This window comes from Amycolatopsis sp. SID8362, assembly GCF_010550475.1.
In the GTDB taxonomy this organism is placed as follows: domain Bacteria; phylum Actinomycetota; class Actinomycetes; order Mycobacteriales; family Pseudonocardiaceae; genus Amycolatopsis; species Amycolatopsis eburnea.
The window spans coordinates 1-9,578 of record NZ_JAAGNB010000539.1; the positions used below are offsets into that span (position 1 = coordinate 1).

Annotated in this window: 10 protein-coding genes; 2 read left to right on the plus strand and 8 right to left on the minus strand. The window is 70.9% G+C overall.

Annotation, left to right across the window (positions count from 1 at the left end):
• The 4 genes from G3I65_RS17000 to G3I65_RS17015 form a co-directional block, all read right to left on the minus strand.
• Positions 1-715 (minus strand): ArsA family ATPase (locus tag G3I65_RS17000; RefSeq protein ID WP_160696990.1); only part of this gene is annotated, 715 nt, incomplete at its 3' end.
• 4 nt (positions 716-719) lie between these two features.
• On the minus strand, positions 720-1,154 hold the full coding sequence (locus G3I65_RS17005) for an SRPBCC family protein (RefSeq protein WP_086856845.1): 435 nt from the start codon (positions 1,152-1,154) through the stop codon (positions 720-722).
• A 27-nt stretch (positions 1,155-1,181) separates the two neighbouring features.
• Complete coding sequence (locus tag G3I65_RS17010) at positions 1,182-1,976, minus strand: metallophosphoesterase (RefSeq protein WP_160696991.1); 795 nt, start codon at positions 1,974-1,976, stop codon at positions 1,182-1,184.
• A gap of 11 nt (positions 1,977-1,987) precedes the next feature.
• Entirely contained in the window at positions 1,988-2,398 is a 411-nt protein-coding gene (locus G3I65_RS17015; RefSeq protein ID WP_160696992.1) for a polyketide cyclase / dehydrase and lipid transport, read from the minus strand.
• A 127-nt stretch (positions 2,399-2,525) separates the two neighbouring features.
• Here G3I65_RS17015 and G3I65_RS17020 point away from each other — a divergent pair, with 127 nt between their 5' ends.
• Positions 2,526-4,322 (plus strand): long-chain fatty acid--CoA ligase, encoded by a 1,797-nt coding sequence (locus G3I65_RS17020; protein WP_160696993.1) that lies wholly within the window; start codon positions 2,526-2,528, stop codon positions 4,320-4,322.
• Positions 4,323-4,325: 3 nt separating this feature from the next.
• Here the strand turns inward: G3I65_RS17020 and G3I65_RS17025 are convergent, their stop codons facing one another.
• From G3I65_RS17025 to G3I65_RS17040, 4 genes are read right to left on the minus strand one after another with little or no spacing between them, the layout of a single operon-like run.
• A complete protein-coding gene (locus G3I65_RS17025; protein WP_160696994.1) occupies positions 4,326-5,690 on the minus strand; it encodes a GH1 family beta-glucosidase in 1,365 nt (454 codons plus the stop codon).
• Positions 5,691-5,706: 16 nt separating this feature from the next.
• Positions 5,707-6,591 (minus strand): carbohydrate ABC transporter permease, encoded by an 885-nt coding sequence (locus G3I65_RS17030; RefSeq protein ID WP_125315613.1) that lies wholly within the window; start codon positions 6,589-6,591, stop codon positions 5,707-5,709.
• Positions 6,592-6,600: 9 nt separating this feature from the next.
• Positions 6,601-7,521: a carbohydrate ABC transporter permease gene (locus G3I65_RS17035; protein ID WP_160696995.1), complete on the minus strand. Its 921-nt coding sequence runs from the start codon at positions 7,519-7,521 to the stop codon at positions 6,601-6,603.
• Positions 7,521-8,786 carry an ABC transporter substrate-binding protein gene (locus tag G3I65_RS17040; RefSeq protein WP_125315611.1) on the minus strand — a complete coding sequence of 422 codons (1,266 nt, stop codon included), beginning with the start codon at positions 8,784-8,786 and terminating at the stop codon, positions 7,521-7,523. Before G3I65_RS17040 ends, G3I65_RS17035 begins: the two co-directional genes overlap by 1 nt.
• Before the next feature lie 159 nt (positions 8,787-8,945).
• Between G3I65_RS17040 and G3I65_RS17045 the strand changes: the two genes are divergently transcribed.
• Positions 8,946-9,578: LacI family DNA-binding transcriptional regulator (locus tag G3I65_RS17045; protein ID WP_160696996.1), on the plus strand; the 633-nt coding region annotated here is incomplete at its 3' end.

Here is a 9,578-nt window from a genome sequence, read left to right on the forward strand (position 1 = left end):
TGCGCAGCCAGGACGCGGCGCCGCCGCGCCAGAAGCCGGGCGCGGGCATCAGCCGGTTGGCGATCAGGCCGTCGACGGCGATGCCGCGCAGGGCCAGCGAGCTGAGCGTGCGCCGCGCCTCGGCGACCACGACCCGCTCCGGGGTCAGCACCAGCCGGACCGTGGTCACCGACGGCTCGGTGAGCAGCGCGCGCAGGCCGTCGAGGTGGACGCCGAGCCGGCGCACGGATTCGGTGACGCGCCTGCCGAACACGCGCGCCAGGTAGCCCGAGACGGCTTCCGGAAGGGCGAGCAGCCGCAGCGTCTCGGCCGTCGGCCCGCAGTCGACGACGATGGTCTCCCACGGTCCCTCTTCGGCGAGCCGGCGGACCTCGGTGAGGGCGAGCAGCTCGTCGACGCCGGGCAGCACGGTCAGCTCTTCGGCGTCCAGGGTGTCGAGCCCCGCGCCGGCCAGCGCGGCCTGCAGCTCGGCCCGCAGCCGGTGCCAGGTGGTGTCCACCAGGGTGCGCGAGTCGATCTGGACGGCCGAGAGCAGTGCGTCCACTTCGGACGGTTCGGCGCCCAGGGTGTGGCCGAAGGCGTCGCCGAGCGAGTGCGCCGGGTCGGTGGACACGACGAGCGTCTTCCTGCCGCGAGCGGCCAGGGCGGCGCCGGTGGCGGCGGCCAGCGTCGTCTTCCCGACACCCCCCTTGCCGGTGAACAGCAGGATCCGCACGCGGCTACCCCTCGGCCCGCTTCTTGAGCTCCTTCAGCGCGGTGTCCATGACCATCTTCTCGGCCTTGCGGCGCAGCAGCCCGATCATCGGGAGCGCCAGCTCGACCGACAGCGTGTAGGTGACCCGCGTCCGGCCGCCCAGGTCCTCGAGCGCGTACCGGCCGTTCTGCGCCTTCTGCATCTGGCCCTTGACCAGGTGCCAGCTGACGCCGAGGCCGTCACCGTCCCAGTCGTACTCGAGGGTGTAGACGTCCTTGATCGGGCCCGCGTCCAGGGTCAGCTTGACCTGCTTGGCCCGGCCACCGGCGTCGGTGCCGAGCACCTCGGTCTGCCGGACGGCCTTGGCCCATTCCGGGTAGGCGGGGAAGTCGGCGATCACGGCCATCACCCGGCTGGGCTCGGCGTCGACCTCGATGGACTGTGTGGACTGCTCGGCCATGGGACGAAGCGTAGCCGCCGCGGTCGGTCACCAGCGCAGCACGTACGGCTGCCCGGTCTCCTTGAAGTGACCCACGTTACGGCACTCGGTCAGGCCGACCCGGACCCGCGACGACAGCGGCTGGTGCACGTGACCGAACACCGACCAGCGCGGCCGCTGCTCCCGGATCAGCTCCAGCAGCGCCGTGGAGCCGATCTCGTTGCGGCGCGCGACGACGTCGTAGGTCAGCTCCGGCAGCGCGGGCGGGCCGTGCGTGCAGAGGACGTCGACGTCGGTGAGCGCGGTCACGCTCTTGTCGTAGTCCTCGCGATCCCGCAGGTAGGGACGCCAGGCGGCGCCCTTGCGGCGGCGCGGGACGACGCCGTCGGGCAGCAGCGCGCCGCCGACGAACCCGAACCGCAGGCCGCCGATCTCGGCCACTTCGCCGTCGAGGACGTGGATGCCCGCGCCGGTGAACTCCGGCCACAGCGACGGCGTGTCGACGTTGCCGGGGGTGGCGTAGGTGGGCGCGGTCATCGCCGCGAACAGCGTCGCGTACTGCTCGCGGATGGCCTCGTCGACCGCGGCGGCCGGGTCGTCGAGGGTCGCCCAGAGCGTGCGGGAGAAGGCAACGGTTTCGTCACGGGTGCCCTCACGGCGCAGGCGCGCGAACTCCCCGACCTTCTCGGCGCCGAACAGCGCGCCCATGATGCCCTTGTCGTGCTCGCGGTAGTCGACGAAGTCCAGCAGGTCGCCGAGCACGACCAGCGCGTCGGCCCCGTCCCCCGCCCGCTTCAGCGCGTCCGCGTTGCCGTGCACGTCCGAGACGACGTGTACCCGCACCCCTGGTCCCTTCAGTCTTCACCGCGCGGAGGCACTCCGGGCTCGCGCCCGTCCTCCAGGATCTCCTTGAGCCCGAGCGCGATCGCCTTGGCCGCGCGGGCCCGCCGGTCGAACTCCCGGCGCAGGTCGCGCGGCGCCAGCGCACGGGGCGCGCCCGCCGCGTCGGCGGGGGTCGCCCGCAGGAAGTAGTGCAGCAGCGTGCCGTCGAGCACCGGCTCGAGCCAGACCTCCATCGTACCGACGAGCGCGCCCCGCACGGTCCAGCGCAGGCCCTGGTCACCCCGGTCGGTGTAGACCTCCAGGACCAGGTCCGGCCAGTAGCGCGTCCAGGACCGGGAGTCGGCGAAGACGGCGGCCACGGTGGACGGCGGAACGGCGAGGAACGTCTCGTCGACGATGTCGAGTGAGGGTGGCGCGTTCACGTGCGAAGAATGTCACGCCCTCGCCGTGCGGCGGCGATCAGCATGGTCTTAAGGTGCTCACCACGCTAAGTTGACTGGCGGGTAACAGCGGTGTCGCCCACCGCACGCGTTGAACACGGAGGTCCACGTGCGCGAATACAGCGCTCCCGCCGGCAAGCCGGTGGCCGACGACGAAAACATGTCCGATGTCGTCTGGGCGAACGCCGAGCGGTTCTCCGACGTGGTGAGCTTCCGCCGCCAGGTCGAGGGCAGCTGGCTGGACGTGACCGCCAAGGAGTTCGCCGCCGAGGTGCTGGCGGTCGCCAAGGGCATGGCCAAGGCCGGCATCGGCCGCGGCGACCGCGTCGCGATCATGTCGAAGACCCGCTACGAGTGGACGCTGATCGACTTCGCGATCTGGGCGGCCGGCGCGGTCACCGTCCCGATCTACGACACCTCGTCGCCCGAACAGGTGTACTGGATCCTCTCCGACTCGGCCGCCAAGGCCGTGTTCGTCGAGACGACCGGCCACGCCGGCGCGGTCGAAGAGATCCGCGACCGGCTCACCGAGCTGGACCACACCTGGCAGATCGAGGGCGACGCCCCCGCCGTCGAGACGCTGGCCGCGCTGGGTGCCGACCTCTCCGACGACGACCTGCACGGGCGCCGCCGCGACGTGAGCGCGGACGAGCTCGCCACCATCGTCTACACCTCGGGCACCACCGGCCGCCCCAAGGGCGTCGAGCTGACCCACCGCAACCTCCTGGCCGAGATCCGCGCCGACATCGAGGCGTTCCCGCAGCTGATGGAGCAGGGCAACTCGCTGCTGTGCTTCCTGCCGCTGGCGCACGTGCTGGCCCGCGCGATCGCGGTGACCGCGCTCACCGCCCGCGTCACCCTCGGGCACACGCCGGACGTCAAGAACCTGGTCGCCGACCTCGGCACGTTCCGGCCGACGTTCGTGGTCGCGGTGCCGCGCGTGTTCGAGAAGGTCTACAACTCGGCCAAGCAGAAGGCGCACGGCGACGGCAAGGGCAAGATCTTCGACGCCGCCGAGGCGGTCGCGGTCGAGTACAGCCAGGCGCAGGACACCGGCGGCGCCGGGCTCGGCCTCAAGCTGAAGCACCTGGCGTTCGACAAGCTCGTCTACGGCAAGCTGCGCGCGGCCCTCGGCGGCCGCTGCGTCGCGGCGGTGTCCGGCGGCGCTCCCCTGGGCGCCCGGCTGGCGCACTTCTTCCGCGGCATCGGCGTCCCGGTGTTCGAGGGCTACGGCCTCACCGAGACGTCCGCGGCGGCGAACGTCAACACCCAGACGGCGTTCCGCGTCGGCACGGTCGGCAAGCCGGTCAACGGCACGTCGGTCCGCATCGCCGACGACGGCGAGGTGCTGCTCAAGGGCGACGTCGTGTTCAAGGCGTACTACAACAACCCGGCAGCGACGAAGGAAGCGCTCACCGACGGCTGGTTCCACACCGGCGACCTCGGCGAGCTGGACTCCGACGGCTTCCTGAAGATCACCGGCCGCAAGAAGGAGATCATCGTGACGGCGGGCGGCAAGAACGTCGCCCCGTCCGGCCTCGAGGACACGATCAAGGCGGCCCCGCTGGTCAGCCAGGCCATGGTGGTCGGCGACCAGCGCCCGTTCATCGCGGCGCTGGTCACCGTGGACGAGGAGTACTTCCCGGCGTGGAAGTCCCAGCACGGCAAGCCCGCCGGCGCTTCGGTGGCGGACCTCGCTTCGGACGCCGACCTGCTCGCGGAGATCCAGGCCGCGGTGGACGAGGCGAACAAGCAGGTGTCGAAGGCCGAGGCGATCAAGAAGTTCACCGTGCTGGCGAACGACTTCACCGAGGCCGGTGGCGAGATCACCCCGAGCCTGAAGCTGAAGCGCAACGTGGTTTCGAAGAACTACGCGAACGACATCGAAGGCCTGTACAAGAAGTAGGCCTCACGCGAGCCGCTGGGCCGTGACGAAGTCGCGGTACCAGCGGTAACTCGCTCGTGGTGTACGCGTCTGCGTCTCGTAGTCCACGTGCACCAGGCCGAACCGGTGCCGGTACCCGTGCGCCCACTCGAAGTTGTCCAGGAGCGACCAGCAGAAGTACCCCCGCAGGTCGACCCCCGCCGCCGCGGCCGTGCGCGCCGCCTCGATGTGCTCGTTCAGGTACGTGATGCGCTCGTAGTCGGCGAAGTCGCTGCGGTCCGGGTACACGCAGCCGTTCTCGGTGACGTACACCGGGGGCAGCTCCGGGTAGCGGTTGTGCAGGCCGACCAGCGCCTCGGTCAGCCCCTCCGGCTCCACCGGCCAGCCCATGCCCGTGCGCGGGACGTCCGGCAGCCGCGTGGTGTCCACGCCGATGTCGGCCACCGTGCGCAGCGCCGGGTCGGGTTCGCGGTGCGGGGCGTCCGCGACGTGCAGGCGGTAGTAGTAGTTGACGCCCAGGTAGTCCAGGGGCTGGCCGATCGTGCCCAGGTCGCCGTCGCGGCGGAAGGCGAAGTCCGACGCGCCGCTGAACATCGCCGCCAGGCCCGGAGCGTAGCGGCCGCCGAACAGCGGGTCGGTGAACTGGCGGCGCAGCAGCGTGTCCTGGCGGGCGGCCGCCGCCGCGTCCGCGGGCGAGGCGGACACCGGGACCGCGGGCGACTGGTTGAGGACGATGCCGAACTGGTGGTGCGGCGGTGCCTGCGCCCGCATCGCCCGGACCGCCAGGCCGTGGCCGAGCAGCAGGTGGTGCGCCGCGGCGAGGGCGCCGTCCCCCTCCTTCGCGCCGGGCGCGTGGCGGCCCTCGCCGTAGCCCGCGACCGCGCACGGGTACGGCTCGTTCAGCGTCGTCCAGTGCTCGACCAGGTCGCCGAGCTCCGCGTGGACGAGGGCCGCGTAGTCGGCGAACCGGAACGCCGTGTCCCGGGAGCGCCAGCCGCCTTCGTCCTCCAGCGCCTGCGGCAGGTCCCAGTGGTAGAGCGTCAGGAACGGCTCGATCCCCTTCTCCCGCAGCCCTTCCACGAGCCGCCGGTAGAAGTCGAGCCCGCGGCGTTCGACGCGGCCGCGGCCGGACGGCTGCACGCGGGGCCACGACACCGAGAACCGGTAGGCGTCCACGCCGAGGCCGGCGAGCAGGGCGAGGTCCTGCGGCCAGCGGTGGTAGTGGTCGGCCGCCGGTTCGCCGGTGTCGCCGCCGGCCACCGCGCCGGGGACCGCGGCGAAGGTGTCCCAGATGGACGGTCCGCGGCCGTCCGCGGTGGTGGCGCCCTCGATCTGGAACGCCGAAGTGGCGACGCCCCAGCGGAAGCCGGGCGGGAAACTGGTGGTCACGGTGGTCTCCGGGAGGTCAGCCCTTGAGCGCGCCCTGCATGATGCCGCCGACGATCTGGCGGCCGAACAGCAGGAACACGAGGAGGACGGGAACGGTGCCGATGGTGGCGGCGGTGAGCACGAGCGTGTAGTCGGTGGTGTAGCCGCTGGCCAGGCTGGACAGTGCCGTTTGGACGGTCGGGTTCTCCGGCACCAGCACCACCAGCGGCCAGAAGAAGTCGTTCCACGCCTGCATGAACGTGAACAGCCCGAGCACCGCCGCGGCCGGCCGGGCGGCGGGCAGCGCCACGTGCCAGAACAGCCGCAGCGAGCCGCAGCCGTCCATCCGCCCGGCTTCCAGCAGTTCCAGCGGCAGGGCGCGTTCGAAGTACTGGCGCATGAAGAACACGCCGAACGCCGTGACGAGCCCGGGCACGATCACCGCCTGCAGCTGCCCGGCCCAGCCGAAGTCGGCCATCATCATGTAGAGCGGGACGACGCCGAGCTCGGTCGGGATCGCCTGGGTGGCGACCACGAGCAGCAGCAGGAACGTCCGCCCGCGGAACTTCAGCTTGGCGAAGGCGAACCCGGCGAGCGTCGAGAACAGCACCACGGACACGGTGATCGTGCCCGCGACGATCAGCGAGTTCCCGAGCGCCAGCGCGAAGTTCGTCTCGTCGAAGACGCGGGCGATGTTCTCGAACAGGTGCCCGCCGGGCACGAGCACCGGCGGCACGCTCCCGACGGCCTCCGTCGTCTGCGAGGAGACGACGAACGACCAGTACACGGGGAACGCCGAACCGGCGAGGATCGCGACGAGCGCGGCATAGGTCCACGGGCTCGTGGCCCGCCGGACCAGCCGCCGCACCCGGCCGGGCGGGCTCGGCGCCGCGGCGGGCGCCGAGGTCAGCACGGTGGTCATGTCCGCTCCTCAGTCCGTTTGGATGCGCCGGGTGACCAGGTACGACACGCCCGCGACGAGCATCGTGGCCACGGCCAGGATGAGCGCGATCGCCGAGCTGTAGCCGAAGTCGTACTTGGTGAAGCCCTGTTCGTAGAGGTAGAGCGCGGCGGTCTGGAACTGCCGGTCCGAGCCGCCGGTGGCGGCCGCCGTGCCCGGGTTGAACAGCAGCGGCTCGGCGAGCAGCCGCATGTTGCCGGTCGTCGCGATCACCGTGGAGAAGATGATCTGCGGCCGCAGCAGCGGCACGGTGATCCGCCAGAACTGCTGCCACCCGCGGGCGCCGTCGAGGGTGGCGGCTTCGTACATGGCCGACGGGATCGCCTGCATCGACGCCAGGAAGATCAGCGCGTGGTAGCCGGTCCAGCGCCACACCACCATCGCCGCGATGGCGGTGTGGGAGCTGGCGGTGCCGGCCTGCCAGTCGACCTGGCCGGCGCCGAACCAGCTCAGCACCCAGTTGACCAGGCCGAAGTCCCGGCCGAACAGCTGCGCGAAGATGATCGTCACCGCCGCCACCGAGGTGATGTTCGGCAGGATCATGCCCATCCGGAACAGCGTCCGGCCGCGCAGCCGCCGGTTGAGCAGGTGCGCGATGCCGAGCGCGAACAGGATCTGCGGGATCGTGGTCAGCAGCCACAGGCTGACCGTGTTCCCCATCGAGTTCCAGAAGTACGGGTCGTGGAACAGCAGCTGCTCGTAGTTGCCGAACCCGATGAACTGGGCGCCTTCGGCGTCGAGCAGGTTCCGCTTCTGCAGCGACACGAACGCCGTGTACAGCAGCGGGAAGAGCCCGAAGACGCCGAAGATCAGGAAGTACGGGCTGATGAAGCCGAACGGCGACAGCTTGACGTCCCACTTGTGCCGCCGGTCGGCCCAGGTCAGCGCCATTACTTCAGCTTCGAGACGTCACCGACGAGCTGCTCCCACGCGGCCGCGCCGTCCTGCTTGCCCTGCTCGACGCGCTGCATCGCGTTGCCGAACTCCGTCTGCACGTCGCCGGCCTTCGGGCCCTGGTACTGCGGGTTCAGCTTCTTCGCCGCGTCGGTGAACACCTTGCCGACGGGCGCGTTGTTGAAGAACGGGTTGGTGTAGCCGGTGATCTTCGGGTCGTCGTAGAGCGACGGCGTCGAGGGCAGCAGGCCCTTGCTGGTGAACACCTTCGCCTGCTGCTCGGGCGCGGTCAGCCAGGCGGCGAGCTCGGCGGCTTCCTTGGTGTGCTTGCCCGACTTCGGCACGGTCAGGTACGAGCCGCCCCAGTTGCCGCCCCCGCCGGGCACGGCCGCGACGTCCCACTTGCCCGCGGTGTCCGGGGCCTGGTCCTTGATCTTGGTCATCATCCAGGCCGGGCAGGTGACCGTGGCGAACTGGCCCTGGGTGAAGCCGGTGTTCCAGGTCGGCGTGCTGTAGAGCAGGCCGGCGGAGAGGTTCGCCTTGACGGCGTCGACGACCTGGTCCCAGCCGGTGCGCAGGGCCTGGTTGCTGGCGACGACGAGTTGGTCGTTCTGGTCGTAGTAGCCGACGGGCGCCTGGCCGAAGATCGCGTTGAGCACGGTCGGGCCGCCGTCCATGAACTTGACGCCGTTCGGCGCCTTGGCCTGGAAGCGCTTGCCGGTGTCGAAGAACGCCTGCCAGGTCGGCCAGAGCGCGGAGACCGCGTCGCGGTCGGTGGGCAGCTGGGCCTTTTCGAACAGGTCGCGGCGGTAGCAGATGGCGAGGCCGCCGACGTCGGTGCCGTAGCCGATCTGCTGGCCGCCCTTGGCGAGCGAGGCCGCCCACTTCCAGCTCAGCCAGCGGTCCTTGAGCTTGTCGCCGCCGACGGTGTTGAGGTCGACGAACTTGTCCGGGGTCGCCTTGAACTGGGCGACGTACCCGGTGTCGATCGCTTCGATGTCCGCGGCGCCGCCCCCGGTGGCCAGGTGCGCGGCGAGGTTCTTGTGGTGGTCGGAGTAGGCGGCGGTCCGCTCGGTGATCTCGATGTCCGGGTGCGCGGCCTGGTACTCCTTGATCAGGTCGGTGTAGCCGAAGTTGCCGAAGAGGCCGAGGCTCAGCTTGATCTTCCCGCCGCCGGCGTCACCGCTCCCGCAGGCGCTCAGGGCGGTGACAGCGGCGCAGACGACCGCCAAGACGAGGCGGGGTGTCGTTTTCGGGCGCATGAGATCTCCGTTGTTCTGCGGGCCGGTCGGAAAACGCGGGACCATGAGAGCGCTCCCAAGTGGCGTACGTCAAGTAACGAAAACATAACGCACTCCGGCGTTTACGCTGCCTGAGATCATGTGCTACAGATGTAACCGGTTACAACATCGGAGGTCCCCATGGTCACCGCTCGCGAAATCGCGCAGCTCTGCGGCGTTTCCGTCGCAACCGTGTCGCGGGTCTTCAACCGCCCGGCCACGGTCAGCGAGGCGACCCGCACCCACGTCGAACGGGTCGCCCGGGAACTCGACTTTTCGCCGAACGAGTCGGCGCGGGCGCTCTCGCGGCAGCGCTCGGCGATGGTCGGGCTGGTCTGGGACACCGACCACCGGCGGCCCGGCTGGCGGCACCCGTTCCTGCAGGACCTGTTGCTGGGCCTCAAATCGGCGCTCAGCTCGCACGGGTACCACCTGCTGCTGCTCGCCACGAGCGACGACGCCCGCAACCGCCACCCCGGGGTGTCGCTGGCCGACCCGGTCGGGTACGTCGGCATGACCCGGCGCCACCACCTGGCCGGGCTGGTGCTCATCGACAGCGGGACCGACGCCGAGGCGTTCGGCACCTTCGCCCAGTCCGGGCTGCCGTGCGTCGCGCTGGACGTGGCCCTCTCCGGGCCGCGGGCGACCTACGTGACCTCGGACAACGCCGCCGGCGCCGCCGAAGCCGTCCGCCACCTGGCCGGGCTCGGGCACCAGCGGATCGCCACGATCACCGGCCCGCGCGGCAACGCGCCCGCCGCCGCCCGCACCGAG